Annotated in this window: 27 protein-coding genes and 1 tRNA gene; 6 read left to right on the top strand and 22 right to left on the bottom strand. The window is 67.1% G+C overall.

Annotated features, from left to right (window positions below; translation table 11 throughout):
- Window positions 1-214 precede the first annotated feature (214 nt).
- The 10 genes from ACO2RV_RS06580 to ACO2RV_RS06535 all read right to left on the bottom strand — a co-directional run bounded on the left by ACO2RV_RS06580 (window position 215) and on the right by ACO2RV_RS06535 (window position 5472).
- Complete coding sequence (locus ACO2RV_RS06580; protein WP_423291014.1) at window positions 215-877, bottom strand: lytic transglycosylase domain-containing protein; 663 nt, start codon at window positions 875-877, stop codon at window positions 215-217.
- Between the two features lies 1 nt (window position 878).
- A complete protein-coding gene (gene traF / locus ACO2RV_RS06575; protein WP_423291012.1) occupies window positions 879-1424 on the bottom strand; it encodes a conjugative transfer signal peptidase TraF in 546 nt (181 codons plus the stop codon).
- A complete protein-coding gene (locus tag ACO2RV_RS06570; protein ID WP_423291010.1) occupies window positions 1421-1942 on the bottom strand; it encodes a DUF2840 domain-containing protein in 522 nt (173 codons plus the stop codon). Before ACO2RV_RS06570 ends, traF begins: the two co-directional genes overlap by 4 nt.
- The gene (locus tag ACO2RV_RS06565) at window positions 1939-2190 is read right to left on the bottom strand and encodes a ribbon-helix-helix protein (protein WP_423291008.1); all 252 of its coding nucleotides are present in this window, start codon (window positions 2188-2190) and stop codon (window positions 1939-1941) included. Before ACO2RV_RS06565 ends, ACO2RV_RS06570 begins: the two co-directional genes overlap by 4 nt.
- Window positions 2187-2840: a ParA family partition ATPase gene (gene parA, locus ACO2RV_RS06560; RefSeq protein WP_244449998.1), complete on the bottom strand. Its 654-nt coding sequence runs from the start codon at window positions 2838-2840 to the stop codon at window positions 2187-2189. Before parA ends, ACO2RV_RS06565 begins: the two co-directional genes overlap by 4 nt.
- A gap of 211 nt (window positions 2841-3051) precedes the next feature.
- On the bottom strand, window positions 3052-3939 hold the full coding sequence (locus ACO2RV_RS06555) for a replication initiator protein A (RefSeq protein ID WP_244449997.1): 888 nt from the start codon (window positions 3937-3939) through the stop codon (window positions 3052-3054).
- Window positions 3940-3950: 11 nt separating this feature from the next.
- Window positions 3951-4232, bottom strand: a complete 282-nt coding sequence (locus ACO2RV_RS06550; RefSeq protein ID WP_132036201.1) for a helix-turn-helix transcriptional regulator — start codon at window positions 4230-4232, stop codon at window positions 3951-3953.
- Window positions 4233-4354: 122 nt separating this feature from the next.
- The gene (locus ACO2RV_RS06545; protein ID WP_347881467.1) at window positions 4355-4765 is read right to left on the bottom strand and encodes a DUF2285 domain-containing protein; all 411 of its coding nucleotides are present in this window, start codon (window positions 4763-4765) and stop codon (window positions 4355-4357) included.
- Window positions 4746-5087 (bottom strand): transcriptional regulator domain-containing protein, encoded by a 342-nt coding sequence (locus tag ACO2RV_RS06540; RefSeq protein ID WP_423291005.1) that lies wholly within the window; start codon window positions 5085-5087, stop codon window positions 4746-4748. Before ACO2RV_RS06540 ends, ACO2RV_RS06545 begins: the two co-directional genes overlap by 20 nt.
- 118 nt (window positions 5088-5205) lie before the next feature.
- Window positions 5206-5472, bottom strand: a complete 267-nt coding sequence (locus ACO2RV_RS06535; protein ID WP_149577236.1) for a DNA -binding domain-containing protein — start codon at window positions 5470-5472, stop codon at window positions 5206-5208.
- A gap of 248 nt (window positions 5473-5720) precedes the next feature.
- Between ACO2RV_RS06535 and ACO2RV_RS06530 the strand changes: the two genes are divergently transcribed.
- A complete protein-coding gene (locus ACO2RV_RS06530; RefSeq protein WP_244449995.1) occupies window positions 5721-5969 on the top strand; it encodes a helix-turn-helix domain-containing protein in 249 nt (82 codons plus the stop codon).
- An 84-nt stretch (window positions 5970-6053) separates the two neighbouring features.
- Here ACO2RV_RS06530 and ACO2RV_RS06525 read toward each other — a convergent pair whose 3' ends face one another.
- The 11 genes from ACO2RV_RS06525 to katG form a co-directional block, all read right to left on the bottom strand.
- Window positions 6054-6380, bottom strand: coding sequence for a DUF736 domain-containing protein (locus ACO2RV_RS06525; RefSeq protein WP_244449994.1), 327 nt, complete (start codon window positions 6378-6380; stop codon window positions 6054-6056).
- Window positions 6381-7012: 632 nt separating this feature from the next.
- Window positions 7013-7450: a hypothetical protein gene (locus ACO2RV_RS06520; RefSeq protein WP_244449993.1), complete on the bottom strand. Its 438-nt coding sequence runs from the start codon at window positions 7448-7450 to the stop codon at window positions 7013-7015.
- A gap of 123 nt (window positions 7451-7573) precedes the next feature.
- Complete coding sequence (locus tag ACO2RV_RS06515; protein ID WP_188079217.1) at window positions 7574-7741, bottom strand: hypothetical protein; 168 nt, start codon at window positions 7739-7741, stop codon at window positions 7574-7576.
- Window positions 7742-8023: 282 nt separating this feature from the next.
- Window positions 8024-8446, bottom strand: a complete 423-nt coding sequence (locus ACO2RV_RS06510; RefSeq protein ID WP_423291001.1) for a type II toxin-antitoxin system VapC family toxin — start codon at window positions 8444-8446, stop codon at window positions 8024-8026.
- Entirely contained in the window at window positions 8443-8697 is a 255-nt protein-coding gene (locus ACO2RV_RS06505; protein ID WP_244449991.1) for a FitA-like ribbon-helix-helix domain-containing protein, read from the bottom strand. Before ACO2RV_RS06505 ends, ACO2RV_RS06510 begins: the two co-directional genes overlap by 4 nt.
- A gap of 84 nt (window positions 8698-8781) precedes the next feature.
- Complete coding sequence (locus ACO2RV_RS06500) at window positions 8782-9708, bottom strand: DUF2493 domain-containing protein (RefSeq protein ID WP_244449990.1); 927 nt, start codon at window positions 9706-9708, stop codon at window positions 8782-8784.
- Between the two features lie 370 nt (window positions 9709-10078).
- Entirely contained in the window at window positions 10079-11113 is a 1035-nt protein-coding gene (locus ACO2RV_RS06495; protein WP_244449989.1) for a DUF7146 domain-containing protein, read from the bottom strand.
- A 69-nt stretch (window positions 11114-11182) separates the two neighbouring features.
- A complete protein-coding gene (locus ACO2RV_RS06490) occupies window positions 11183-13246 on the bottom strand; it encodes a ParB/RepB/Spo0J family partition protein (RefSeq protein WP_244449988.1) in 2064 nt (687 codons plus the stop codon).
- Between the two features lie 158 nt (window positions 13247-13404).
- On the bottom strand, window positions 13405-14598 hold the full coding sequence (locus ACO2RV_RS06485) for a DUF932 domain-containing protein (RefSeq protein ID WP_244449987.1): 1194 nt from the start codon (window positions 14596-14598) through the stop codon (window positions 13405-13407).
- Between the two features lie 573 nt (window positions 14599-15171).
- Window positions 15172-15246, bottom strand: a tRNA-Gly gene (locus tag ACO2RV_RS06480).
- A 359-nt stretch (window positions 15247-15605) separates the two neighbouring features.
- Window positions 15606-17780, bottom strand: a complete 2175-nt coding sequence (katG, locus tag ACO2RV_RS06475; RefSeq protein WP_423290997.1) for a catalase/peroxidase HPI — start codon at window positions 17778-17780, stop codon at window positions 15606-15608.
- Window positions 17781-17938: 158 nt separating this feature from the next.
- Between katG and ACO2RV_RS06470 the strand changes: the two genes are divergently transcribed.
- Both ACO2RV_RS06470 and choX read left to right on the top strand, forming a co-directional pair.
- Window positions 17939-18844, top strand: coding sequence for a LysR substrate-binding domain-containing protein (locus tag ACO2RV_RS06470; protein WP_423290995.1), 906 nt, complete (start codon window positions 17939-17941; stop codon window positions 18842-18844).
- Between the two features lie 136 nt (window positions 18845-18980).
- Window positions 18981-19925 (top strand): choline ABC transporter substrate-binding protein, encoded by a 945-nt coding sequence (choX, locus tag ACO2RV_RS06465; protein ID WP_423290993.1) that lies wholly within the window; start codon window positions 18981-18983, stop codon window positions 19923-19925.
- Window positions 19926-19950: 25 nt separating this feature from the next.
- On the opposite strand, the gene ACO2RV_RS06460 is transcribed toward choX, so the two are convergent.
- A complete protein-coding gene (locus tag ACO2RV_RS06460; protein WP_423290991.1) occupies window positions 19951-20916 on the bottom strand; it encodes a GlxA family transcriptional regulator in 966 nt (321 codons plus the stop codon).
- A 90-nt stretch (window positions 20917-21006) separates the two neighbouring features.
- Between ACO2RV_RS06460 and ACO2RV_RS06455 the strand changes: the two genes are divergently transcribed.
- The 3 genes from ACO2RV_RS06455 to ACO2RV_RS06445 all read left to right on the top strand — a co-directional run bounded on the left by ACO2RV_RS06455 (window position 21007) and on the right by ACO2RV_RS06445 (window position 24593).
- Window positions 21007-21909, top strand: coding sequence for a 3-keto-5-aminohexanoate cleavage protein (locus tag ACO2RV_RS06455; protein ID WP_423290989.1), 903 nt, complete (start codon window positions 21007-21009; stop codon window positions 21907-21909).
- A 10-nt stretch (window positions 21910-21919) separates the two neighbouring features.
- Window positions 21920-23434: a carnitine 3-dehydrogenase gene (locus ACO2RV_RS06450; RefSeq protein ID WP_423290987.1), complete on the top strand. Its 1515-nt coding sequence runs from the start codon at window positions 21920-21922 to the stop codon at window positions 23432-23434.
- Window positions 23435-23534: 100 nt separating this feature from the next.
- Window positions 23535-24593, top strand: coding sequence for a threonine aldolase family protein (locus ACO2RV_RS06445; protein ID WP_423290985.1), 1059 nt, complete (start codon window positions 23535-23537; stop codon window positions 24591-24593).
- The last annotated feature ends 68 nt before the right edge of the window (window positions 24594-24661 follow it).

The raw sequence follows: 24661 nt of genomic DNA, 5'->3' as shown, positions 1-24661 counted from the left end.
ATCCAATCCGCAAAAGAATTCCATCAGCCGCCTCCTGCGTTGCGAAACACCAGGAGTTTGACGCGTTGGCGCCGGCGGCGGCAGCGAATTCGAAGACCCAGAACCGTCCCGCCGATTACGGGCGGCACTAGTGCGGTCGTGGTTCCTGTCCTGCGCCTCCTCACCCTCCATGGAGCGCCAGAGCCCGACACCGTGCGAAAGTAGGTCAGCCTGCTCATGGCGCTCTCCGCGATGGCAACGGTGCAACGAAGAGCGCGCCCGATCGCGGCGCGAGGAGCGCGGCATCGGCTGGATTGCTGCGCGCGGGCGGCGTGGCGAACAGAGGCGCCTCGCGCCAGCTTTGCGCCATTGGACGCACCGGTCCGGTGGCGCCGGCTGCAGACTCGTTGTCGATGATCGGCGCCAGAGCCGCAATGTACGTGCGCGTCTCCGGTGGCAGCGTCGTGCCGGAAAGCGACGCTTCATAGCGCGCAGGCCCGGCATTGTAGGCCGCGAGCATGGCGTGGATGCTGCCATAGCGGTCATGGAGCTGGCGCAGATAGGCAGTGCCGGCGAGGATGTTGTCACGCGGGTCGAACGGATCGGCGCCGAGGCCGTGATGGACGCGAAGCTCGTCCCAGGTCACGGGCATGATCTGCATCAGCCCCATGGCACCGGCCGATGAGACGGCGCGCGGATCGCCGCCGCTCTCGGCTTGCATGACCGCACGGATCCAGCTGGCCGGAAGCTCGAAGCGCTGCGCAGCCTCGTCGATATGGGCGGCGTAGGACGTGACGGAGTACGCCGCAGTTGGCGTCATAGGTTGCGCGCTGGCAGAGCCAGGCGATGCACCGCCGATCAACAGTCCGGATGCGAGAAAGAGCGCCGCGCGACGCATGTCAGCGCACCGCCGCGCGCCAGATGAAGTCACTGTTGCCGGCTTCATCCGTGAGGAGTGGCATCGCACGGCCGATGACGGTGCCGTCTGAAATCGGCCCGAAATACCGTCCGTCGAGACTGTCGCTGACGTCCGGGTTCATCAGGAACAGATGACCGGGAGCGATACGCCGGCAGCCCTGCCAGACCGGCAGGTCTCGGCCCAAGCGATCGCGCCGAAGGGCTTCACCGAGCGGCACGCCATCGACGGTGATGGCGTCACTGAAGCGGCAGACAACCTGCCCCGGAAGCCCCATCACGCGCTTGAGCAGCGGTGTGCCTTCGCCGATATAGCCACGCGCGATGAGGAACGCGGCGAGCGGCGGTGGCGGCATCACCGCGACCAGATCGGTGATCTCGAGATGATCCGCCGGCTCGACCGAGTAGAGCCCGACAGGAACGCTCGCCGAGACGTTCCAGATCAGCTTGAGCGACGTCGGTACCGTGGCGGCGTAGGCCATGCCGACGCTGGCGACCGTCGTCAGCAGCACATAGGCGGCGCGGCTCATTGTCCGCACTCCTGCCGCTTCAGCCACACCTGATGGCGCTCTATCGTGTAGGTGCGCGGCTCGAATCCGACACTGATGCGATGGGCGACATGCCCCCAGTGATCAGGGGCGACGGTTGCCGCATCGATGCCGATCGCTTCGATCGCGTCGATGTGCTGCAGGATTTTCTCGACCTTCGGCCAGCCATCCACCCGCAGCAGGATCTCGCCGCCGGGACGCACGAAGGGCAGCGTCTGGTAGCTCTCGCCTGGCGCCACGCAGCGCACGATGTCGAGGCGGGAGGCCACCGTGCCGAAGTCGTTCGATGCCCATCGGACAAAGGCGAAGATGCAGCCGGGAGGGAAGGACAGGATGCGCCGTCGGCGGTCCAGAAGCTGCTCACGTGCGTGATGGCCGAAGCGGATCCAGTTCTCGATGCGCTTCTCGATATGGGTCAGCTCGACATGGGTCAGAGCATCGGATGGGGGACCGGACAGGGATTCCGTGCTTGCCGCAGGGGGCGCAAACGCCGCGCTCATGGCAGATCTCCAGATTCGGGAGGGAATTCACGGGCGAGGAGGGCGCGCAGCATCTCGGCGACGGTGACGCCGCGCCGGAAGGCGGCGACCTTGATCCGCCCGCGCAGGTCGGGCGTGACATCGATGGTGAGGCGCGCGGTGAACGCGGCGCTGGGCCGGCGTTCGGTTGAGACATCGGCCGCCTTGATCCAGTGCTCGGGATCAGCAGGCCGAGAGGCGAAGTCGCGGCGGATCGGGCGTTCGCTCATCGCGCTTGCCTCCCGAGGTCGAGACCATTGATCTCGGCGGAAAGCGCGGCGATCTCGCGCGTGGCTGGCCCGGCATCGTCGCGTTCGAAGACAAGACGCCCGGACTGCGCCGCCGCCGCAAAGGCGATGCGCTGGCCGATGGCGCTGGCGAGCACCGGAGGATCATGGTCAGCCAGCGTCCGCGCGGTCTCGCGCGCGAGAACGGTACGCGCGCCGCAGCGGTTCAGGACGAACCGGACCACCATCTCCGGGCGGTAGATCCGCGCCTCGCGGATCAGCGCCAGCATCTCGGCCGACGCCCAGCCGTCAAAGGGCGAGGGCTGAACCGGGATCAGCACCAGATCGGCGGCGAGCAACGCCGAGCGTATCAGCCCGGCAACGCGGGGCGGTCCATCGATGACGATGTGATCGGCGCCGCGCGCGAGCTCCGGCGCCTCCCGGTGCAGGGTGTCGCGGGCGAGGCCGACGACACCGAACAGCCGCGGCAGGCCCTCGCGGCTGCGCTGCTCCGACCAGTCGAGGCTGGAGCCCTGCGGATCGGCATCGATCAGCGTGATCTGCTGTCCTTGCCGGGCCCATTGCCCGGCGAGATGCAGCGCAAGTGTCGTCTTGCCGACCCCGCCCTTCTGGTTGAGGAGCGCGACGATCATGGCGCGCTCCGCACGTTCACCGGGGACGCGCTCGTCGTAGTAGAATGGCGTTGTTCCGTTAGAAGGATTCCGAAGGAATCCGGGTTAGAGAAGTTACGGACGCCGGAAGCCTCTGATTCAGAAGACTGAATCGTCGATTTTGGTCCCCGATAGCACGAGGATCCGGTCCCTGATGGCACGAGGGTGCTGGTCCCCGATAGCACGAGATGATTCACAGCTTGTCCCCAGATCGGATGGCCGCGAGACGGCGGCGGGTTGGCAGGGCAAGGCGTGTAGCGTCGATCTCGGCGAAGGACAGGAGGTCGGCACCGTCCGTCTGGCGGCGCATGCCGAGCCGGTAGCCGGGCAGCGCCTGGCGGCCGACGATCGCGCGCAGGTCATAGGCGAAGTGCTTGAGGGGCGAGAGGCTACCGGATTTGGCGTGGAGGTGAGCGACGTCGAAGCTCCAGCCGTGGTCCTGGTGCCCGCCATGCTTGCGCACCAGACGGTAGAGCCAGCGCTCCAGTCCGCCCGTCAGCCCGAAATAGGCGCGGTCGATGGTGAGCACGAGCGCATCGTCGAGTACGGCACGGTAGAACCAGTCTGGCAGGATGAGGTCGACGCCGTCGGGCTGGCCGTTGCGGTCGGTCCGTTCCTGCCATTCATTGATCCAGGAGAAGCGGTGCCGGCGTCCTTCGGCTGGTTGACGGATCGTGGTCGACACGGTCGTCGACTGGAGGCGGTCGAGCGCGGCCTTAAGGCGCTGATAATCCCGCAGGGAGGTGCCGCGCCCGACAAAGGTGAGGATCTCATAAGGCGTCGCCGCCATGAGGCGCGAGGTGCGCAGCCCCGCGTCGCGCGCCTCGACGATCTGGCTTGCCGCCCAGATGAGAATATCGGCGTCCCAGATCGTCGCCATGCCGTGGTCAGGCACGGCCTCGACCCGGATGGCGATGCTGCCGGTCCGGAAATCGATCGGTGCAACGCGCGGCGTCTTGGAGAGGGAGAAGAAGGGATAGGCCATGAGATCCTGCGCATCTCGTGGCGCGAAGTCGCCTGGCAGGGCGCGGAACAGATCCAGCTGTCCGCGCTCCGAGAGGCTGTGATGCCGCGCCGCCATGGGTGGGGCGTTCAGCGTGCGGCGCGGCCGGCGAACGAACCGGCGGCAAGCGCATGGCGCTTGGCCGGCAGGACGGTGCCGCGCGGATCGGATGTCGAGGTGACCGCGCCGCGCTCGGTCCAGGCCTGCAGGTCGTCGATGGAATAGACGACACGCCCGCCGAGCTTGCGATAGGCGGGACCGGTGCCATAGGTGCGGTGCTTTTCCAGCGTGCGGGCCGACAGACTGAGAAACTCGGCGGCTTCCTTGGTGCGCAGATAGCGCGGCGGGAGGGTGGCGAGATCGGGTCGCATGGAGCGGGCCTCCGTGGGCGTGGCGGGAGCCGCCGGAGTGCGGCGGCGGACGGTGACCACGGTGGCGGAGGAGGAATGTCGGGAGGGATGGGGAAGATTGGGGGGCTAAAATCCCCACCCCGTCACGCCCGGCGGCGATGACGGAACAGCCGCAGATAGCCGCCGGCGATCAGGCCGGTGCCGCCTTCCACGAGGCCAATGACGCGGTCGCGCAGGGGAGACGTCTTCCAGGGATCGGCCGCGACACGCTCGATGCCGAACAGGGCCTCAGCGATTGCGCGGTAGCTCGCGCCCCGGTTTCGTCCGTCGCAGGCTTGAAGCATCAGCCGCAGGCGTCCGCGCTGCTGGCGGGTCATGCGGGTGTCGGGTGGCACGGGCTTCCCACGGTGCGCATGCCAGAGGCGGTTCAGCGCCTCGATGCGGCCGGGCAGGTCGTCGTCAAAGGGGATCAGGGCGGCGATCGATGCGCCCGGTTCTATGCCGGAAAGCAGAAGGTGCGGCGGCGCCGCATGGTCAGGTGTTTCGGCAGGCACAGCGCGAGGCGCCGTGCCGGTGCTCCGCAGATGGTGGGGAAACTCGGTGAGGACGGTGACGGCCGGGTTGATCCGTGGGGACCAGTGGACCGGCTGACAGGTCGCGGGGAGCGAGGGTTTCGCGGGGACATCGTAACCCCCAGAGATGCTCGGCCTCGGCTGGGAGAGGCGCCGCCGTGTTGCCGGTCTCCATGAGGCCGCGATAGGCCTGCTGGTAGGATGGATCCCGCCTCAGGCACTCCCAGGCCAATCCCTCTACCGAGAGATCATCGAAATAGTCGTAGGTCCGACGGTCTCGCCAGCGCGACGTATCGGGCTTCATGAGCGACTCCCAGACGGTGCATGCCGTGGGGTCATCAATTGAAGATTGTATTGCCGGGCAGAACTCACCTCACAGGCAACAGGTGATGCGTCGCACGCATCACCTGGATAGCGGCGCTTCAGTTCACGCGATGTGGGAGCAGATCGCGATAGCCTGTCTGGGCGAGCCAGCGGGCGCGCTCCAGATGGCTGTCATGCACCGCGCGGGCGCGGGCAGGCTCCTGCGCCGGATCAATCCCGAACAGAACGACCACCACTTCCTGCCAGTCGGCTCCCTCAGTGGTCGCGTCGAGGAGGCGCATATAGAGCTTGATATGGGTGCGGTCATAGGCGGTCAGTTCCTGACCGGACGGCGCCTTATCATCAAACGCCTTGGCCACGTCCATCCCCCGCAGGCTGCCGTTTCTTCTGTCGCAAACCAAGCCGTCGGCGACGGCGTGGGGCTGCAATTTGGGATCATTCTATCATGCGTGCTCATAAAGCCGAACGCTGCGTCGCCGGTGCGCACACCTGATCCACGGTCTCTTTGGCACTGACGATGCGAGGCACTCGGCGACCGCTGTCAGACCGTGGCGAGTGCGATGTAGAGAATACTCCGTGGTGAAATACTCATCAAGCGACTGCTCTCTCGGCCATGGAGATCCGAGAGGTGTTCGCGCGCAATCTGAAGGCCTTGCGGCTGGCCAAGGGGCTGTCGCAGGAGGAGCTTGCGCACCTCGCGGACATTGATCGCACCTATATCAGCTCGCTCGAGCGGTGCGTTTACAACGCCAGCATCGATGTGGTGCAGCGGCTCGCCTCGGTTCTCGGCGTCGAGGCCTCCGACCTGCTCCTGCGCGAGCCGACAGACAGGATCGAGACCGATCTCGAGGACGGCAAGTAGGGCTCGATTTTAGCCATCGCGAAATTCGCTGCTTGCCGATGGAGTGCGTCCCCGGCCTTGGTGGCCGGAGACGCGGCCCGCACGTCAGTCGCCGCGGCGCCCGTTGGGGCGGGACCAGATGAGGGAGAAATTCTCGCCGTCCTCGTCGTCGAAGAGGTTGGCGTAGATGGCGGCGGTGAAGCTCGGATCGTCGAGCTTGAGGCCCAGATAGTCGCGGCCCTCGGTGGAGCGCTTGGACCAGGCGGCGCCGATCTCGGCGCGGCCGACCAGGACGCGGTGGCTGGGGGCGTTTTCGCCGGTGGCGCGGGTGTCGGGGACGATGCGCACGCCCCGGGCCTGCACGCCGAGGGTCACGATGTCGCCGGTGAACTCGTTGGTGCCGGTCTTCTTGAAGGTGCCGATGGTGGCCATGTTCCGTCTCCGTCCTGTCTTCTGAGCCCGCACCATTGCGGCCTCGATGGCGATCGAGAGGCCGGAGGCGAGCGACGCCACATCGCCTCGGGGTCCCCATCGCGCTCGCGCGATGGGGTGAGGATTGCGACCGCAGCGCAGCGGAGGACGGCGCAGGCGCGACTTTGTTGCTGCGCGAGGAATGACAGCGATCCGGGGTCCCCGCGCAGCGCGCGGGGTGGGCGTCGGCAGGGGAAGAAAGTCGGGACCAGCCGTTGTGGCATAGGCGCTCGAGGCGCAGCCGTCCTTCGGCCAGATCAGGCCATTGAAGAGGCCGTCTGGAGCGGGCACGGGCGGATGGATGAGGGAGATGGTTTGGCCTTCGCGCCGGATATCGAGACCCGACCGGCGAGCATCGGCGGACGATAGCCTGAGCTTGGCCAAGCTGCGCATTCCTCGTCCCGCCAACGTCGCGAATGCTCTGCCCCAAGGGGGCTTTCGGCTGCGACGCGGCCGCCGTCCTCCACGCTCACCAATCTTGCCGCATTAGAGGGCGAAGCCGGCGCGCCGGATCTCCGCTCCCTCCCGGCCCAGCCGGTTGACGCGGACGATATGCCGTTCGCTGTCTGGTGCGCCGAACGGCTATCGCGGCGTCAGGGAGGGGAGCTGTGCCCGTCAGAAGGGCGGAACGCCTTCCTTCCGGTGATCCGCACGAAGGCGACAATGCCAACCACGCCGGCTCCGATGATCGAAAACACCATCTGCCACGTCTGCGAGGGCATGGTGTGCTTCACGATGCCATGGGTGGCGTGGAAGCCTGCCGCCGCAGCCGGGACGACGAACACGGCAACGATGAGCAGACGCGCCCAGATCGGGCGGACGATCGCGAATAGGAACTGGCCGAGGGCGTAAGTCAGGCCAGCGGCCACAAGGCCGACAACAACGCCGAGCCATCCGGCGCCGGTGCCATAGGCCCATGTGCCCGCCGTGATGCCCGCAAACAGCGGCAACGCGAATACCGCCAGCGTGAAGAGCAGCCAGCAGAAGAATGCGATTGTCGCCATGCTGAGGAGAATGCCGATGAAGATCATGGGGGCGGCTCCATAAAATCAGATCGAAGCGCCTCCACCACCACGATGCACCGGCGAGATTGGCGTCGGCGTCAGAGCAAGAGCGCACGCCGTCTCCGCCGTTCATGGCCGCCTGTTCGCCTCTCAAGAGGCGAAGGGGTCGATTTCGCGGACGATGGCGGCTTCGTCGCCATCATATTCTGCAGCCGGGGCGACGGAGAGCGTGCCGTCGCCGGCGCGGAAGATGACGACGGTGGCCATCAGGGTGGTGGCGAGGCTGAAGGCGAAGGCGTGAGCGATCTGGGCGGACATCGACCTGGCTCCTGCGCGAGCGGAGGTCCATCCCCCGCTGACAGGCGCCCGAAAGGGCCGGCCGGTGGCCGCAATCACCGTGTCCGGCGCAGCCGGAGCGGCGGCACGCGCAGCGTAGTCCGACCCTTCATGGGTTGATGGCGTCAGGCCATCGGCTGGACCCAAGGATCAGCGTCGTGAAGCGGGGATGGTCGTCCGGTCAGGAGACCGTGATGGCGGGTTACTGCGCAGGTCGCTTCCGAAGCGTTGTCAGGTTCAACACGTGCTGACTGTGGCAGGTCGTCACCGTTCCACGTTCCACGGATTGATGACCGCCACACCGGCGGCGTCGAATGCGCTGGTATCGCGCGTGGCCACAGTGAAGCCCCGGGAGGCTGCGATTGCGGCGATATAGCCGTCGGGCGTCGGAAAGCCCTTCCCGGCCGCACGCGCCTTCACGGCGAGGTCGGCATAGCGTCGTGCGGCAGCGATATCGAACGGCAGGACACGGTCAGCGAACAGCTCCATCAGCCCATCCAGGGCTTTGGTGAGCCGGTCTTGGCGCTTGCCCGCAGGCAGCGCACCGATGCCATACAACAGCTCGGCAATGGTGACGCTGGAGAGATAGAGCGTCTCGGCCGCCTGCTCGTCGAGCCACGCCCGCACGGTGTCGTCGGGCGTGGGCTTCATCGCCTCCGAGATGACATTGGTGTCGAGAAGGATCACTCGAAGCTCATCGGCTCGTCGGGCGTCCTGTCGCGCGCCGGGCTGAGGGCGTCGATGTCCTCATTGGTTAGGCCGAGACGGCGGCTGCGCTCCGCGAGCGCCGTGCCGAGCCGAAGACGCGTGTCAGGGCGAACGGCGGTCTCTAGGATGTCGCGCATCTCGGCTTCGGTGCTGCGGCCGTGCTGTGCCGCGCGCACCTTGAGGGCACGGTGCGTCGCCTCGGAGAGGTTGCGGATCGTCACTGCGGGCATGATGGCGCCTCCAGTAAGGCCGATAGCGTTGATAGCAAAATAGAGAAAACGCCATCACGTTCAAGATGGCGGGCTTGGCGGCGCTTATGCGCCACCAGTTCCGAAGCGATAGACCGGGATGCCCATCTTACGGGCCTTGTCGGCCAGATTGTCCTGAATGCCGGTGCCGGGAAAGATCACGACCCCGATCGGCACCACGTTCAGCATCTGGTCGTTGCGCTTGAAGGGCGCCGCCTTGGCGTGCTTCGTCCAGTCGGGCTTGAAGGCCACCTGCGGCACCTTGCGGCTGTCGGCCCAGAGGGATGCGATCTTTTCGGCGCCTTTAGGCGAGCCGCCATGCAGCAGCACCATGTCCGGGTGCTTGGCGTGGATCTGATCGAGCTTGGCCCAGATCTGCCTGTGATCGGCAGTGTCGCCGCCCGAGAAGGCGATCTTCGGCCCGACGGGCACGAGCACCTCGCTATCCGCGCGCCTCCTGGCGGCGAGAAAATCCCGGCTGTCGATCAGCGATGCGGTGAGGTGCCGATGGTTGACCCGTGATCCGGCCCGTGGCGTCCAGGGCGAGCCGGTGGCGATACGGTAGCGGTCGGCGGCGGCCTCGCGGAAGGTTTCCATGCCGTCGCGCCGGCCGATCAGGTTCATGCCGATGTCGATCAGGCGCTCGAGCTCCAGTGACTTCACCTCCGAGCCGTCCTGTTCGCGCTGAAGCTGCTTCTGGGCCTGCTCATTGTCGTCGAGCTTCTGTTCGATCCGGTCCACGGCGCGGTGGAACATGTTGACGGTCGACCAGAGGAGATCGGGAAGCTCGGCATCGAGGCTGGTGTCGGTGATCGTTGCGACCAGGGCATCGAAGATGTCGGCAACGGCGCCTTCGATGTGGCGGTCCTCCGGTGGCGGGCGCTGGTCGCGCTCGTCCTCGGAGGGACGATGGCCGTGGAGCTGCAATTCCTGGATCAGGTGGTCGGTCGGCGATGAGACGTGGTGCGGCTCGTGGTCGTCATGCGCGCTCATGGGATGCTCCGTCGGTTTGGACCGCCTGCCGTGGCGGCCTTCATGGCGACGAAGCCGTCGGTCGGGACGGACCTGCACCCGGAGCACGGGCATGGTCCCCGAAAGTGGGAACCGGTTTCGGGACAAGACCATGCCGGAAAAGCGCACAGGGCCGCAGCGCCAGCGGAGGATGGCGACAAGCCGGCGATTTTGCTTCGCGATGGAAAGCGGCCCGAAGGCCGCGCCGGAAAATCGTCGGCGGCAGCCATTGCTGATCCGGCCCGGCTGACGGCCGATCGCCCTCTCGAAGGCGCAAGGCGCGGTCCTCTTGCCGTTACTGACGCATCCTTGCAGGCATGGCGGCCACGCATCGCGGTTCAGCCCGTTTCGGCTATGGGGCCAGGCTCATGAAGCGCACGACATCTTCCGGGACGAGTTGCACCCGAACACCCATCCGGAGCGCATCGATACCGAGCCGCTGGAGATCCTCGTTGAAGTCTCCGAGCGCTGGCGACAATGGAATGGCCTCGATCCCCTCAGCGTTCGCCCGTTCGATCAGCGTGTCCCGCGCGGCGTCACCGGCAGGATCGTTGTCGCTGACGATGTAGAGCCGCCTCAGGGCAGGCGGGAACAGGATGGCGGCCAGATGTGCTGCCGAGAGCGCCGGCGCCATCGCCATGCTCGGCAGAACCTGCCGGAGCGACAGCAAGGTCTCGATGCCTTCGCCCGCTGCCATCACGGTGTCGGGCACACCGATGCGAACGGTAGACCCGAGCAGATCGCCCATCGCCTTGCGCGGCGTGTCGACTGGGGCCTTGTCCGAACCGTCGGGGGCGAGCCAGGTGCGGTGTACGCCAGTGATCCTGCCCGTGAGATCGGTGACGGCGGCGATCATGGCGGGCAAGGTCTCGGTCGGGCCGTCGTCAGGCCTGTAGTAGCAGCGCGGGTGGAAGCGCAGGTTTCCGGTTCCGTGCAGAAGCGTAATGCCGCGTCGGCGCAGATACGTCTGTGCGAGGGTCCCGGCGATGGGCCGCGACATAGCGAACAGCCGCTGTGCCGCTTCGATCGAACCTGATGGAGCCGGCGTGACGCAGCGACGTGGTGCTGCGGGCTCCGGTTCGGGATGCGGCAGGTTGAGAAAGGTCCGCGCTTCCTCGGCAACGTCAGCGAAGTCGAGGAGCCCCAGCGATCCCCGGATGACATCGAGAAGATCGCCATGTTCGCCGGTGGCGGCATCGGTCCATTTGCCCGCCGGGCCCTTCGCGGATGCGTGGAGCCGGACGAAGAGCGAGCGGCCGGGCGTGTTGCGGACATCGCCGACGAGCCAGTAGCGGCCCTCCCGGCGCCCATTGGAGAGATAGTGACGGCAAACGGCTTCGGCCCGATCGGCGAGCCGGCGCGACAGATGTTGAGCAATCCCGGACATGGCGAGCTTTTCAAAAACAAAGGCCCGCCGACAGAGCCGGCGGGCCGAGGTTCAGGATCGTGGTGAGGGTTACTCCGCCGCCACGGCAGGGGGGATGTCCGTGGTGTCTTCAGTATCCTCAAGACTCTCGTCTTCGCCCATGGCCGTTGTGCCGTCCTGCGCCGCCGTATCCTCGCCAACGGCGGGTTCGGCTCCGCGCAGCGGTTCCGGCAGCCAGCCGGTATTAGCCAGCAACGTTTCGGCCTCGCGGGCCATGTCGCCCTTCTTCAGGTGCGCGATGCGGTCCGCAACGCGCGACCCCTTGGCCTCGCACACCGCCAGCAGAATGCGGGCCTTGGTGACCCGGCCGAGGAAATTGTCCACGGTCGGCCTCCACCCGGCGGCCGCCATGTCGAGGTCGACGGCGCGGGCGAGTTGATCCGCATGGTGGAGGGCGCGGGGGCGCCGGTTCCAGGCCTCATGAACAGCATTCACCGACAGGCTCACCACATGGGCGAACAGGCTGGAGCGGCTGTCGCTGTCCCAGTCCCGCAGAGCCTCCCAGAGATCGGCCGAGTCCTTCGGCAGGACCTTGGCCCAGCCATCATGCCGGGCGTGGATCGCCGCGGCCGAGGCGCTGTCGTTCAGCCCCGGCGCCTGCGCGCTGAAGGCGATGCTCTTCAGGTCGAGTTCGAGGCAGCTATCCGAGCCGTAACGGTAGAAGCTCTTCAGCGTCAGGGCATGCAGGGCGGCGAGGAAGGCCACGTCCGGCCGTTCGCCCAGCGCCTGACGCAGGCCGAGCGTGCGGTGCGAGGTCAGTTCGGCCATGAGCCGGTCCGAGAGCGCAGACAGCCCTTCGTCCTCCTCGAGTTCGGGCGCCAGCGTATCGGCTGTAACAGCATCGCCCGCCCTCGTGGCCGCAGCGGCGGCAAGGCGCGGCCCCGCGTCCTCCACGGCGAGTTCGGGCTCAGCCGGCAGTTCGTCCTCAGGCCGCACATAGCCGCGCTCAATGCGCACCGACCCATCATGGGCGATGCTGACGAAGGCGCCGGCGCGCGCCGCCTCCGCCGGATCGAAGGCGATCGGACGCGCCTCGAAGGCTTCGATCGCCGTCTCGATCTCGCCGAGCCGCGCGTCGACCTCCTCCGGCAGTTCATCCGCCTCGGCGTATTCCGTGGACAGGCGATCATATTCCGCCTGGAGGGCATCGCGGCTCGCTTCCTCCTCAGTGGTGAGCGGGATGGTCTCGCCGCGCAGCTGTCGCAGGCCGTAGGTGTGGCCATAGGCGAAGTCAGGGGCCACCTCGACCCACTTCCATCCTTCGGTAGCGACAGCGTCGGCCTCGGCCTTGAGCTTCTCAGCCACAAGCCGGTCGACGAGCGCGACATCCTGCAGCCATCCGCCATCATCGCCCTGGAACAGGTCGCGCAGGATGGTGCCGCCGGCCTCGATATAGGCCTCGAGACCGATGAATTGGGCGCGCTTGTCACAGGCGCGGACAGCACCCTCGGTCAGCATGCGGCGGATGGCATAGGGCTGCTTGTCATAGGAGGTCTTCAGCCGCTCGAAGACCTGTTCCTGGCGCGCATGGTCGCCGGAAACGGTGAAGGCCATGAGCTGGTCGAGCGTCATGTCGTCCTCGGCATAGACCTCCAACAGCACCGGAGAGATCGAGGCGAGCCTGAGACGCTGCTTCACCACGCCGACGGAGACGAAGAAGGCGGCGGCGATCTCTTCCTCGGACTGCCCCTTCTCGCGCAGCGCCAGAAATGCGCGGAACTGGTCGAGCGGATGCAGCGGCGCGCGCTGGACATTCTCGGCGAGCGAATCCTCTTCGGCGATGCCGCCCTCCCGGATGACACAGGGCACCGGCGCGGTCTTGGCGAGGCGCTTCTGCTTCACCAGCACTTCCAGCGCCCGATAGCGCCGTCCGCCGGCCGGGATCTCGAACATGCCGGTCTCGACGCCGGTGTCGTCAACCACAGGCCGCACGCTCAGGCCCTGCAGCAGGCCACGGCGGGCGATGTCCTCAGCCAGTTCCTCGATCGAGACCCCAGCCTTGATGCGCCGGACGTTCGACTGGCTGAGCAGCAGCTTGTTGAAGGGGATGTCACGCGAGGGCGAGAGCGTGATCTTCTGAACATTGGTCGCCATGGAAGGCATCTCCGCGACGGGCGGCCAAGAGCCTCTCTCTCGGCCTCCAACCCGTCACGAAGCGCAGCGCCGCCCTCTCACTCTGGAGGGCAGCGCCGCAGAACCGCACAAGCAGAAAGCCGGAGACACGGATCTCCACATCTCCGGCTTTCCGGAAGTCAGGCTGCCCGATCGAGCAGCTTCTTTGCCCGGCCCTCAAGATCGAGCCTTGCATCCTGGTGGGGCTTGGCGCGTGCGACCGCGGTGATGCCCTGCACGAAGTCGAAGATGCTCTCGGGCTTGCGCCCCTCCTCGGCCAGCACCGTGTCGATGATCCTGGCGGTCTCGGCCTTGGAGAAGCCCCGGTTGCGGAGGAAGTCGCTGCGGTCCTCGTCGGTGCGCGCCACGATCTTCTCCCGTGCCGCCTTGATGCCGTTGACGAAGGGCATGGGCGAGGAATTGGCGAAGCGGGTGAGTGCCGGCGCTGCCTCGTGCGCAAAGCGCGAGGCGGCGTATTTGGAGTGGCGGATGGTGATCTCCTGGAAATCCTCGACACCCCAGAGATTGCGGTTCTGGCAGACGGCACGCAGATAGAAACTCGCGATGCCGAGCGTCTTGGCCCCCACCTCCGAGTTCCAGCAGTAGAAGCCCCGGAAATAGAGGTCCGGCGAGCCGTCGGGCAAACGCCCGGCCTCGATCGGGTTGAGGTCGTCAACCAGGAACAGGAAGACGTCGCGGTCGGAGGCATAGAGCGTCGTCGTATCCCTGGTGATGTCCACACGCGGATTGTAGATGCCCGTCGACCAGTCGAGCACGCCCGGCACCTTCCAGCGCGTGTCGCCGGTGCCGTTGCCGGCAATGCGCTGCACCGCTTCGACCAGCTCGTGATCGTAGATCCGGCCATAGTCCGGGCCGGTCACCGCGCGCAGCTCGACGCGGCCATTGGCGGTCTCATAGGTCTTGATCTGCTCGGCGCGGTGCGAGGTCAGACCATATTGCAGATTAATGCCGGCCAGCGCGGCTGGAAGCTGGCGCAGATAGGCGGCCGGGGCCCCGATCTGGGCCGCGAGCTGGCCGAAGGACCAATGGTTCGGCTCGACGGGGGCATCCGCCCCGGGAATGACCAGCGCCAACCGCTCGGCATTGGAGCGGCTCGCCTCCACATGGATACGCGACGTCTCCACCAGGCGCGACCGACTGTGATCAGCACGCCCCCGCACCATCGCGGCCATTTCGCCGAGCGACAGGAACCGCTCATCATCCGGCCGGGAGAACCACTCCGAAGACACGCGGCCGACCCGCTCGCCGCGGGTGACCTCCACCTTGTAGCCGCTGCTGGCATCACGACCGGCATCCAGAACCTGCATGTTCATGGGGATCAACCTCCATGACGGGCGCCGGAAGCCTCTCTCCCGGCCCTCAACCCGTCACGGAAATCCAGACCTGCCTCTCACACTTTGCCGCCCTGAGGGCTTTGGGGTGGGTCTGCCCGACAGTCCGGGAGGTGTGATCTGAAATTATCCCGAAAGAACTCTCCTGCAGCAGCCAGAGATGGTTGAACCAGTCGACCCAGGTCAGCGTGGCAACCTCGACGGCCTCGAAGGATCGCCAAGGACCTCGGCGATGGATGACCTCAGCCTTGACTCCATGACGGGCGCCGGAAGCCCTCCTCCGGCCCTCAACCCGTCGCGGGATTCCGGTCCTACCTCTCACTCTCAGTGGGCGAAAGGACATCCCGTACGCGGGAGAGGTGGTCTGCCGAATAGCCGCACCGCTTGTCCGCGCTTTCGCTGACCGGTCGGACAGGGCGGGCGCCTCCGCTGGAGCGCGCCACGGCTTTCCCTGCCGCGCTTACCGCCTGCTTACCGAAATGGCAGAGCTGTTGCCGGTAAGCAGAAAACGCCCCGAAGGGCGTTTGCTAACTATCTGATTTTCTTGGGAAAATTTGGAGCGGGCGATGGGATTCGAACCCACGACCCCAACCTTGGCAAGGTTGTGCTCTACCCCTGAGCTACGCCCGCTCGCTCCGTCGTCCAGGACCGCCTTTGGCCGGCGCCCCGAACGGGCCGTCTCTATGCCCCATGATTCCGGAGAATGCAACGGCCTATTACATGAATTCTCACAGCCTCATGGCACCCCGCCGCAAACACCAGGATCGGCCATGGATTCCAGCCTGTGGAGAAATCTGCCGCAGGTGCGGTTCCCCCGGATCCCCTGCCGGGCAGGCCTTCCCCGGCCGGGAAAGGCCGACGCGCGCGCCACTTCCCGTTACGGCTGGAACAGGAAGTCTCCCGCCCTGGTCCACCGGTCGGTCGGGGCCCGTGAAGCCGGACGACCTCTCCCGCCCTCGATGTCGACGGCGGGAGAGGTCGGTTTTGGATCAGGCGAGATCGAAGCGATCCGCGTTCATCACCTTGGTCCAGGCGGCGGCGAAATCGTGGACGAACTTCTCCTGCGCGTCGTCCTGGGCGTAGACCTCGGCATAGGCGCGCAGGATCGCGTTGGAGCCGAGGACTAGGTCTACGCGCGTGGCGGACCACTTAGGCCGGTCAGTCCGGCGATCGCGCAGCTCATAGAGCCCGTCGGCGACCGACACCCACTTGTTGCCCATGTCGGTCAGGTTGACGAAGAAATCGTTCGTCAGTGCGCCTTCGCGGGCGGTGAAGACGCCGTGCTTGCTGCCGCCATGATTGGTGCCGAGCACGCGCAAACCGCCGATCAGCACGGTCATCTCCGGGGCGGTGAGGCCCATGAGCTGGGTGCGGTCGAGCAGCAGTTCCTCGGCGCTGACCACGTAGTCCTGCTTCAGCCAGTTGCGGTAGCCGTCATGGATCGGCTCCAGCACGCTGAAGGAGTCCGCGTCGGTCTGCGCGTCGGTGGCATCGCCCCGGCCCGGCGCGAAGGGCACGGTGACATCGTGGCCGGCCGCCTTCGCCGCGAGTTCCACGCCGACATTGCCGCCGAGCACGATGACGTCCGCCACGCTCGCGCCGGCCTCCGCCGCGATCGGCTCCAGCACAGCGAGCACCTTGGCGAGGCGCGCCGGCTCATTGCCCACCCAGTCCTTCTGCGGCGCGAGGCGGATGCGCGCGCCATTGGCGCCACCGCGCATGTCGGAGCCGCGATAGGTGCGGGCGCTGTCCCAGGCGGTGCTGACGAGTTCGCCGATGGTCAGGCCGCTATTGATGATCTTCGCCTTCACCGCCGCGATGTCGTAACCGGTGGGGCCGACCGGCACCGGGTCCTGCCAGATCAGGTCTTCCCCAGGCACGTCCGGGCCGATGTAGCGGACCTTCGGACCCATGTCGCGATGGGTCAGCTTGAACCAGGCGCGGGCGAAGGTGTCCTTGAAGTACTCGGGATCGGCCATGAACTTCTGGCAGATCGCGTTGTAGATCGGGTCCACCTTCATCGCCATGTCGGCGTCGGTCATCATCGGGCTGTGGCGGATCGAGGGGTCGCTGGCGTCGACCGGCTTGTCCTCTTCGGCGATCGAGATCGGCACCCACTGCGACGCCCCGGCCGGGCTGTGGCTGAGCGTCCACTCATGCTTGAACAGCATGTCGAAGAAGCCCATGTCGAACACGGTCGGATGCGTCGTCCAGGCGCCTTCGAGGCCGGACGTCACCGCGCGGCTGGCCAGCCCGTTCTGGTTGGGGTTGGACCAGCCCATGCCCTGGTCTTCCAGCGGGGCGGCCTCCGGGTTGGGGCCGAGCGCCTTGGCGTCGCCATTGCCGTGGGTCTTGCCGACGGTGTGGCCGCCGGCGGTCAGCGCCACGGTTTCCTCGTCGTTCATCGCCATGCGCTTGAAGGTCTCGCGCACCTGCGCGGCGGTCCTCATCGGGTCCGGCTTGCCGTTCACGCCTTCCGGGTTGACGTAGATGAGGCCCATCTGCACGGCGGCAAGCGGATTCTCCATCGTCGCCGGCTGGTTGACGTCGGTGTAGCGGTTGTCGCTCGGCGCCAGCCACTCCTTCTCAGCGCCCCAATAGGTGTCCTTGGCGGGGTGCCAGACATCCGCGCGGCCAAAGCCGAAGCCGAAGGTCTTCAGCCCCATCGTCTCATAGGCGATGGTGCCGGCGAGCACGATGAGATCGGCCCAGGAAACCTTGTTGCCGTACTTCTTCTTGATCGGCCAGAGCAGCCGGCGCGCCTTGTCGAGGCTGACATTGTCCGGCCAGGAATTGAGCGGGGCGAAGCGCTGGTCGCCCGTGCCGCCGCCGCCGCGCCCGTCCGCCAGCCGGTAGGAGCCCGCCGCGTGCCACGACAGGCGGATCATCAGCCCGCCGTAATGGCCCCAATCGGCCGGCCACCAGTCCTGGCTGTCGGTCATCAGGGCGCGCATGTCCGCCTTCAGCGCCTCGAAGTCGAGCCCCTTGAGCGCCTCGCGATAATTGAAGTCCTTGCCCAGCGGGTTGGTCTTGCTGTCGTGCTGGTGGAGAATGTCGAGATTGAGCGCCTTCGGCCACCAGTCCACGTTCGACGTGCCGGTTTCCGTGATGGCGCCGTGCATCACCGGGCACTTGCCGGCCGGCTTCTTCGTGATGTCGTCCATTGCCTTCTCCGATCGACTGCTGGTCCGCGGAACCGGACACGCCGGCGCAGGGGGGCGACGTGCCCGCTCCGCGCAGATGCTCACCTTAGAAATGGTCTTATCGTACGCCCGCAATAATGAAAATTTGCATTTTCTAATCAGTCCGATATGTCTGGCTTATGACAGACATCTCCATGAGGCATCTGCGCTATTTCGAGGCGCTGGCCCAGCACGGTCATTTCGGCCGGGCGGCGGAGGCGTGCGCAATCTCCCAGCCGGCCTTGTCGCTGCAGATCAAGGAGCTCGAGGAGATTCTCGGCGCGCCGCTGGTCGAGCGGGGAACGCGGCGGATCCGGCTCACCGGCCTCGGCGAGGAGTTCGCGACGCGGGCGCGCCGCATATTGCGGGCGGTGGACGAGCTCGACGATCTCGCCCGCGCCACGCAGAGCCCGCTCGCCGGCCGGCTGCGGATCGGCGTGATTCCGACCGTCGCGCCCTATCTGCTGCCTTCCGTCATGCAGCGCCTGGCGGTGCGCTTCCCCGGCCTCGACCTGCGCCCGCGCGAGGCGGTGACGCAGAGGCTCGTCGACGACCTCATGGAGGGCCGGCTCGACGCCGCGATCGTCGCGCTGCCGGTGTCCGAGCCCTCGCTCACCGAATATGCCCTGTTCGGGGAGGAATTCGTCCTGGTGCGCCCGGCGCATGAGGCGGGGCTGCCGGTTCCGAGCTCGGAAACGCTCCGCGAGATGCGGCTCCTCCTGCTGGAGGAGGGGCACTGCTTCCGCGAGCAGGCGCTTTCGTACTGCCGGATGTCGTCCAGCCTGCCGCGCGACCTGATGGAGGGGAGCTCGCTCACCACCCTGGTGCAGATGGTCGGTGCGGGCATCGGCGTCACGCTCATTCCGCAAATGGCCGTCCCGGTCGAGACGCGCTCGGCCTCGGTCTGCGTGGCGCGGCTGGGGGAACCGCGCCCCACGCGCACGATCGGCATGGTCTGGCGCAAGACCAATCCGCTCTCCGGCCCGCTGGAGCTGATTGCCAGCCTCGTGCGCGAGATCGGGCAGGCGCAGGCCCAGGCGGCGTGACGAGGAGGCGGCACGCGCCTCCGCTTGCGTAAGCGATCATCAACGCTTCGAATCAAGTCAAGCAGCACGCGGGGCGGGGCGTAGGCTTCCCTTGCGATGCCGCACGCGGCATGATCGCCAACACGAGGGAACAGCAATGATTTCACGCATTTTCGTGGCCTGCGTTACCTTATCCGCAACACTCATGTCGTCCTCCGCCTTCGCCGCCGATCCCGCCTCCTGCGCCAAGCCGCGCTTCTCGGATGTGGGCTGGACCGACATCACCGCCACCACCGAGATCGCCAGGCAGCTGCTCGACGGCCTCGGCTACAAGCCCGAGGTCTCTGTCCTGTCGGTCGCCATCACCTTCAAGGCGCTGGAGAATGGCGACCGCGACGTCTTCCTCGGCAATTGGATGCCGCTGCAGGAGCCGACCCAGGCGCCGCTGGTCAAGGCCGGCAAGGTCGAGATCGTCGCCACCAACCTGAAGGACGCGCGCATCGGCTTCGCCACCTCCAAGGACGCCTATGACGCCGGCCTCAAGACCTATGCCGACATCGCCAAGTTCAAAGACAAACTCGGGGGCAAGATCTACGGCATCGAGGCCGGCAGCGGCGCCAACAACACCATCGCGAAGATGATCGCCGACAATACATTCGGCCTGAAGGGCTTCGATCTCGTCGAATCCAGCGAGCAGGGCATGCTGGCGCAGGCGACGCAGAAGATCCGCCAGAAGGAGCCGGTGGTGTTCTTCGGCTGGCAGCCGCACCCGATGAACGTCAACCTGCCGATGGTCTATCTCACCGACGGCAACGACGTGTTCGGCCCCAATGATGGCGGCGCGACGGTCGTCACCCTGTCGCGGCCGGGCTATGCGAAGGACTGCCCGAATGTCGGCCGCCTGCTGTCCAACCTCGTCTTCGAGGTGAAGACCGAGAACCAGCTGATGAGCGACATTCTCGACAAGGGCATGACGGCGGATGCCGCCGTGCGGGCCTGGCTGAAGGCCAACCCCGCCGCGGTCGACGCCTGGCTCGCCGGGGTGACCACGCTGGACGGCAAGCCGGGCGCGGCGGCGGTCAAAAGCGGGCTCGGCCTGTAGGCGAACCCGCTTACAGACGGGCGATTCACAGTCGGGCCTTGCGGGCGGCCGAGGGCGGCTGCCCGAACTGCCGGCGGAACGCCCGCGACAGCGAGGCGATCGCCGAAAAGCCGGTGCGCTCGGCGATGTCGGCGAGCGACAGATTGGTGTCGAGCACCAGGCGTCGCGCTGCGTTCAGCCGCAGCGTGACGTAATACGCCCCCGGCGTGACCTCGACGATGCGCAGGAACAGCGTCTCCAGCCCGCGCGTCGACACGCCGACGCGGCGCGCAATGGCGGCGATGGTCAGCGGCCGGTCGATATGGGTTTCCATGACGCGGATCGCCTCGGCCACGCGCGGTTCGTGCTGGCGGATGCGCCCCAGCGAGACGATGGGCTGGATGTCCGAGCCCGTCCGCACCTCCTCATAGATATAGAGGCTGGCGACATCGAGCGCCGCCGAATAGCCGTTGCGCGCGCGGATCAGCGACAGCATGCAATCGAGCGCCGGCGTCGCCCCGCCAGTGGTGAACACCGGCTCGTCGACCACGAAGCGGTCCGGCTGCACGTCGACATTGGGAAAGCGGGCGGCGAAATCCTCCAGATCCTCCCAATGCGTGGTGGCGCGGCGGCCGTCGAGCAGGCCGGCGAAGCCCATCAGCCAGGAGCCGGATTCGATCCCACCCACGACAGTCGAGCGCTTGGCCCCGGCCCGCAGCGCCTTCAGGTTGCGCGGCGTGGCGTGGGCCATGGCGTCGAAGGCGGCGAGCACGATCAGCGCGTCCTGCCGCTCCGCCGGGGCGAAGGCGCCGTCGACCGGGATCGGCAGGCCGCAGCTGGCGACCGGCATGGCGCCGTCCATCGACACCAGCTTCCAGCGATAGGCCGGGCGTCCCAGCACACGGTTGGCCCCGCGCATGGGATCGAGCGTCGCCGCCAGCGAGAGCAGCGACAGCCCGGAGAACAGCAGCAGCGTGACGTCCAGCGGCTCGTCGGAATGGGTAAAGATCATGGCTTCGCAGAATGGAAAGTTCGCTACGCAAACAGTTGCGTCACGACTGCGCTTTCCCGTCAAGCTCGCCGCATCATTCTGGAGGTCGAAATGCCCTTGTCGATGAATCGCGACGTCTTCATCACCTGCGCCGTCACCGGAGCGGGCGACACGGTGGGGCGCTCATCCCATGTGCCGGTGACGCCGAAGCAGATCGCCGCGAGCGCCATCGACGCGGCCAAGGCCGGCGCCGCGGTGGTGCATTGCCATGTGCGCGATCCCGACACCGGCGCCGCCTCGCGCCGCCGCGACCTGTTCCGCGAAGTCACCGACCGCATCCGCGAATCGGAGGTCGACGTGGTGCTGAACCTCACCGCCGGCATGGGCGGCGACCTCGTCTTCGGCCATGTGGAAGCCCCCTTCCCGCTCAACGAGAAGGCCACCGACATGGCCGGCGCCACCGAGCGCGTCGCCCATGTCGCGGAGTGCCTACCGGAGATCTGCACGCTCGATTGCGGCACGATGAATTTCAGCCTCGGCGACTATGTCATGACCAACACGCCCGCCATGCTGCGCGAGATGGCGCGGCAGATGACGGCGCTGGGCGTGCGGCCGGAAATCGAAGCCTTCGACACCGGCCATCTCTGGTTCGCCAAGCAGCTTGTCGAGGAAGGGCTGATCGAGGACCCGGTGCTGATCCAACTCTGCATGGGCATTCCCTGGGGCGCGCCGGACGACCTCAACACCTTCATGGCCATGGTCAACAACGTCCCCACCGGGTGGACCTTCTCCGCCTTCTCCATCGGCCGCAACGCGCTCGCCTACCCCGCCGCCGCCGTGCTGGCCGGCGGCAATGTCCGGGTCGGGCTGGAGGACAATCTCTATGTCGGCAAGGGCCAGCTCGCCACCAACGCCCAGCTGGTCGAGAAGGCCGCCACCGTGGTGACGAATATGGGCGCCCGCCTCATCGGCCCGGCCGAGGTGCGCGAGAAGCTGAAGCTGGTGAAGCGCTGAGGAGACCGCCATGACCAAGCTCTCCCCCATCTCCCGTGCCGCCTGCATCGGCGGCGGCGTCATCGGCGGCGGCTGGATCGCCCGCTTCCTCTTCGCCGGCATCGACGTGAAGGTGTTCGACCCGCACCCGGAGGCGCAGCGCATCGTCGGCGAGGTGATCGCCAATGCCGAACGCGCCTATGGGCTGCTGACCAACGTACCGCTCCCCCCGCGCGGCCGGCTCACCTTCTGCGCCAGCCTGACGGAAGCGGTAGCGGATGCGCAATGGGTGCAGGAGAGCGTGCCGGAGCGGCTCGACCTCAAGCACCGCGTGCTGGCCGAGATCGACGCCACCGCCCCCGCGACGACGCTGATCGGCTCCTCGACCTCCGGCCTCAAGCCGTCCGATCTTCAGCAGGGCCTGACCCATCCCGAACGGCTGTTCGTCGCCCATCCCTACAACCCGGTTTACTTGCTCCCGCTCGTCGAGATCGTCGGCGGCCATGCAACCGCCCCCGCCACCATCGCGCGGGCCAGGGACGTTCTCGACGCCATCGGCATGAAGGGCGTGGTCATCGCCCGCGAGATCGAGGCCTTTGTCGGCGACCGGCTCCTGGAGGCGCTGTGGCGCGAGGCGCTGTGGCTGATCAAGGACGACATTTGCGACGTCGAGACGCTCGACGACGTGATCCGCTATTCCTTCGGTCTGCGCTGGGCGCAGATGGGCCTGTTCCAGACCTACCGCATCGCCGGCGGCGAGGCCGGCATGCGCCATTTCCTCGCCCAGTTCGGCCCGTGCCTCAAATGGCCGTGGACCAAGCTCACCGACGTGGTCGACCTCGACGAGGCGCTGGTGGAGAAGATCGGCGCGCAGTCGGACGCGCAGGCGGCGGGGCTTTCCATCCGCGAGCTTGAGCGCATCCGCGACGAGAACCTCGTCGGCATCGTGCAGGCGCTGAAGGCGGGGCATGGCGGGGCGGGCTGGGGCGCCGGCAAGCTGCTGGCCGATTTCGAGCGGCGGCTGCTGGCACAGGCGACACCCGCCGACGCGCCCGACCTCGCGGCGCCTCTGGCGCTGGTCGAGGCCCGCGTGTCGCCGGCCTGGATCGACTATAACGGCCACATGACCGAGCACCGCTATTTGCAGGTGTTCGGCGACACCACGGACGCCCTGCTGCGGCTGATCGGCGTCGATCTCGCCTATGTCGAGGCCGGCCACAGCTACTACACGGTGGAGACGCATATCCGGCACCTCGACCAAGCCCGACTTGGCGAGACGCTGAAGGCGACCTGCCAGGTCCTGTCGGCCGACGACAAGCGCATCCACCTCTTCCACCGGCTGTTCGCCGGAACCGACGAGCGCGAGATCGCCACCGCCGAGCAGATGCTGCTGCATGTCGACAGCAAGGCGGGCCGCGCCAGCCCGGCACCGGCGGCGGTGCTCGCCCGGCTGGCGCCCATCGCCGAGGCGCATGCCCGTCTCGACAGCCCCTTGGGTGCCGGCCGCGCCGTCGGCCAGAAGCGCGCGCCGGCCACCGTCGCCTGAAACGGCGGCCCCCCGGCGCCCACACGCATCATTGGTGGGCGCCGGGCACGAAGGGCGTTATTGAGTGTCCTGAACGATCCATTCGAGCAGGAATCCCCCCGTGACCCCTCCGCCCAGCGCCCTGCCGCGCCAGCCCGGCTTCGGCAGCGACAATGTTGCCGGCGTCTCCCCGGCCATCCTCGACGCCATCACTGCTGCCAATGACGGCCCGGCCCCCTCCTATGGCGCCGACGACATCTCCCGGCGTGTCGAGCAGCGGCTCAAAGCGCTGTTCGAGCGCGAGGTCTCCGTCCTGCTGGTTTCCACCGGCACGGCGGCCAACGCGCTCTCGCTCAGCGCGCTCACCCCGCCCTGGGGTGCGGTGCTGTGCCATGCCGACAGCCACATCGAGAACGACGAATGCGGCGCGCCGGAATTCTTCACCGGTGGCGCCAAGCTGGTGCATGTCGCCGGCGAACGGGCGCTGATCGACCCCGAGGCGCTGCGCGTCGCGGCCCGGCTCAACAAGGGCGACGTGCACGGCGTGCAGCCCTCCGTGGTCTCCATCACCCAGGCGAGCGAGCTCGGCACGCTCTATTCGCTGGAACACCTCGCCGCCATCGGACGCGTCTGCCGCGAGGCGGGCCTCGCCCTGCACATGGACGGCTCGCGCTTCGCCAATGCGGTGGTGGCGCTCGGTGCCTCGCCGGCGGAGCTGACCTGGAAGGCCGGCGTCGACATCCTCTCCTTCGGCGCCACCAAGAACGGCGCGCTCGGCGTCGAGGCCATCGTGGCGTTCGACGGCAAATGGGCCGACGAGCTTGCCTTCCGCCGCAAGCGCGGCGGGCATCTCGCCTCCAAGATGCGCTTCCTCGCGGCGCAGATGGACGCCTATCTCGCGGACGATCTCTGGCTCGCCAATGCGCGCGCGGCCAACAGCGCGGCGGCGCGGCTCGATGGCGGCCTGCGCGCGATTGCCGGCGTCGAGGTGCGGGACACGGTGGAGGCGAACATGCTGTTCGTCCGCCTGCCGCAGCCGATGATCGACGGGCTGCTGGGGCAGGGCTTCCGCTTCTACACAGACCGCTGGGGCCCCGGCGTGGTGCGCCTCGTCACCTCGTTCCGCACCACGGATGAGGATGTCGACCGGCTGCTGGAGGCGGCGCGCAAGCTGGGATGAGGCTCACCTCTTTTGTCGTCATCCCGGACGGCCGAAGGCCGATCCGGGATCGCATGAAATTGGAGAGC

It is taken from the genome of Ancylobacter sp. VNQ12, from assembly GCF_049445835.1.
Classification (GTDB): Bacteria; Pseudomonadota; Alphaproteobacteria; order Rhizobiales; family Xanthobacteraceae; genus Ancylobacter.
The sequence above is the reverse complement of the archived record's forward strand: the minus strand, read 5'-3'. Positions and strand labels throughout refer to the sequence as shown.

Bases quoted from the DNA above. Each gene is read 5' to 3' on its own strand.
- ACO2RV_RS06550 (WP_132036201.1), bottom strand. From the start codon at position 4,232: ATGCGACCCGATCTCGCCACCCTCCCGCCGCGCTATCTGCGCACCAAG.
- ACO2RV_RS06490 (WP_244449988.1), bottom strand. From the start codon at position 13,246: ATGGCGACCAATGTTCAGAAGATCACGCTCTCGCCCTCGCGTGACATC.
- parA (WP_244449998.1), bottom strand. From the start codon at position 2,840: ATGATCGTCGCGCTCCTCAACCAGAAGGGCGGGGTCGGCAAGACGACA.
- ACO2RV_RS06500 (WP_244449990.1), bottom strand. From the start codon at position 9,708: ATGAGCGCGCATGACGACCACGAGCCGCACCACGTCTCATCGCCGACC.
- katG (WP_423290997.1), bottom strand. From the start codon at position 17,780: ATGGACGACATCACGAAGAAGCCGGCCGGCAAGTGCCCGGTGATGCAC.
- ACO2RV_RS06455 (WP_423290989.1), top strand. From the start codon at position 21,007: ATGCCCTTGTCGATGAATCGCGACGTCTTCATCACCTGCGCCGTCACC.
- ACO2RV_RS06565 (WP_423291008.1), bottom strand. From the start codon at position 2,190: ATGAGCGAACGCCCGATCCGCCGCGACTTCGCCTCTCGGCCTGCTGAT.
- traF (WP_423291012.1), bottom strand. From the start codon at position 1,424: ATGAGCCGCGCCGCCTATGTGCTGCTGACGACGGTCGCCAGCGTCGGC.
- ACO2RV_RS06470 (WP_423290995.1), top strand. From the start codon at position 17,939: ATGACAGACATCTCCATGAGGCATCTGCGCTATTTCGAGGCGCTGGCC.
- ACO2RV_RS06505 (WP_244449991.1), bottom strand. From the start codon at position 8,697: ATGCCCGCAGTGACGATCCGCAACCTCTCCGAGGCGACGCACCGTGCC.
- ACO2RV_RS06495 (WP_244449989.1), bottom strand. From the start codon at position 11,113: ATGTCCGGGATTGCTCAACATCTGTCGCGCCGGCTCGCCGATCGGGCC.
- choX (WP_423290993.1), top strand. From the start codon at position 18,981: ATGATTTCACGCATTTTCGTGGCCTGCGTTACCTTATCCGCAACACTC.
- ACO2RV_RS06460 (WP_423290991.1), bottom strand. From the start codon at position 20,916: ATGATCTTTACCCATTCCGACGAGCCGCTGGACGTCACGCTGCTGCTG.
- ACO2RV_RS06540 (WP_423291005.1), bottom strand. From the start codon at position 5,087: ATGAAGCCCGATACGTCGCGCTGGCGAGACCGTCGGACCTACGACTAT.
- ACO2RV_RS06535 (WP_149577236.1), bottom strand. From the start codon at position 5,472: ATGGACGTGGCCAAGGCGTTTGATGATAAGGCGCCGTCCGGTCAGGAA.
- ACO2RV_RS06515 (WP_188079217.1), bottom strand. From the start codon at position 7,741: ATGTCCGCCCAGATCGCTCACGCCTTCGCCTTCAGCCTCGCCACCACC.
- ACO2RV_RS06570 (WP_423291010.1), bottom strand. From the start codon at position 1,942: ATGAGCGCGGCGTTTGCGCCCCCTGCGGCAAGCACGGAATCCCTGTCC.
- ACO2RV_RS06485 (WP_244449987.1), bottom strand. From the start codon at position 14,598: ATGAACATGCAGGTTCTGGATGCCGGTCGTGATGCCAGCAGCGGCTAC.
- ACO2RV_RS06450 (WP_423290987.1), top strand. From the start codon at position 21,920: ATGACCAAGCTCTCCCCCATCTCCCGTGCCGCCTGCATCGGCGGCGGC.
- ACO2RV_RS06525 (WP_244449994.1), bottom strand. From the start codon at position 6,380: ATGGCCACCATCGGCACCTTCAAGAAGACCGGCACCAACGAGTTCACC.
- ACO2RV_RS06580 (WP_423291014.1), bottom strand. From the start codon at position 877: ATGCGTCGCGCGGCGCTCTTTCTCGCATCCGGACTGTTGATCGGCGGT.
- ACO2RV_RS06530 (WP_244449995.1), top strand. From the start codon at position 5,721: ATGGAGATCCGAGAGGTGTTCGCGCGCAATCTGAAGGCCTTGCGGCTG.
- ACO2RV_RS06520 (WP_244449993.1), bottom strand. From the start codon at position 7,450: ATGATCTTCATCGGCATTCTCCTCAGCATGGCGACAATCGCATTCTTC.
- ACO2RV_RS06555 (WP_244449997.1), bottom strand. From the start codon at position 3,939: ATGGCGGCGCGGCATCACAGCCTCTCGGAGCGCGGACAGCTGGATCTG.